The sequence below is a fragment of the Verminephrobacter aporrectodeae subsp. tuberculatae At4 genome (assembly GCF_000193225.1).
GTDB classification, from domain to species: domain Bacteria; phylum Pseudomonadota; class Gammaproteobacteria; order Burkholderiales; family Burkholderiaceae_C; genus Acidovorax; species Acidovorax aporrectodeae.
On the sequence record NZ_AFAL01000551.1, the window covers coordinates 1 to 1,034 of the forward strand.

General features: G+C 60.3%; 1 protein-coding gene and 1 pseudogene. One reads left to right on the forward strand and one right to left on the reverse strand.

The window, feature by feature from the left end:
• Nucleotides 1–412, forward strand: a pseudogene (locus VTU_RS28135) (endoproteinase ArgC); the annotation flags it as partial.
• A 36-nt stretch (nt 413–448) separates the two neighbouring features.
• Here VTU_RS28135 and VTU_RS33730 read toward each other — a convergent pair.
• Complete coding sequence (locus tag VTU_RS33730; protein ID WP_010106820.1) at nt 449–616, reverse strand: hypothetical protein; 168 nt, start codon at nt 614–616, stop codon at nt 449–451.
• Between the last annotated feature and the right edge of the window lie 418 nt (nt 617–1,034).

The window sequence follows — 1,034 nt, forward strand, 5'->3', positions numbered from 1 at the left end:
GTACGCTGGCGTCGTGCCCACGTCCTCGAATGTCGCCGGAATCCACCACCCCAGGGGCGATCTGCAAAAGCTCAGCATCGGCACCATCACGGCATTCAACCAGTGCATCCCGATGTCATCGACCTCCTTCTACTGCATCCCCAGCAACGCGCAGAGCGGGAAGTTCTTCTCCATCGCCTGGAATCAGGGCATCACCGAGCCGGGCAGCAGTGGTTCGGGCCTGTTCCATACCATCGACGGCTCCCGCTATCTGGTGGGGCAGTTGTATGGCGGAAGTTCCCGTTGCCGCCCCCCGCCGTCGAGCCCCTTCGAGGAAGCCGCTGCCCCGGCAAGGCCCTCCGGAAAAGACTTCTACGGCCGCTTTGACCTGCCGTTTCACAGCGTCCTGAAGAAATGGATCAATCCCGACTGAGGATTGGAACGCTCTCCAGCCCGGACCGGCTGCGCTTCACGCCTTGAGATAGCTGGTTTTTCCCTCCAGCCAGCGGCCCCCACAACTGGGCGACCCGTTCGCAGTGGCGCAGCGCAGCAGCGCGTGCAGCATGTCGGCGCTGCTGAATCGGGTGGCTGCAATACCAGGCTCGGCCTCGCCCAGGCCACGCACCGCAGCAGTCACCCGATCTGGTCCATCCATATGAGGGAAAATGTAATAGCTTCGCGATCTGTGGGCAGTTTTGCAAAAAATCGCATTACAATAACGTTCAAGTTACTTTTTGCCAAACTCGTTGGCAAAATTCGTCCCGCTGAACAGCCATGCCAAGCAAGCTGGGTGTCGTGGCGGGGCCCATGAACCACGTTTTCTGCAAGCTGTCCGCAATAAGGCGAACGTCTGGATCTGCGCATGCATCCATTGTTCGCAAGAACGCGCATCTGTCGCGAGAAGAAAGAACGCCCGATGTTTCGCTTTCCATTAAAGATATCTGGCCTGCTCGCCATGCTGGCGGTAGCGGCCTGTGGTGGCGGTGGCGGCGGTGGTGGTGACGATGATATGGCCCCGACCTCCGCTCCGGGTCCTGCTCCCGCGCCAACTCCGA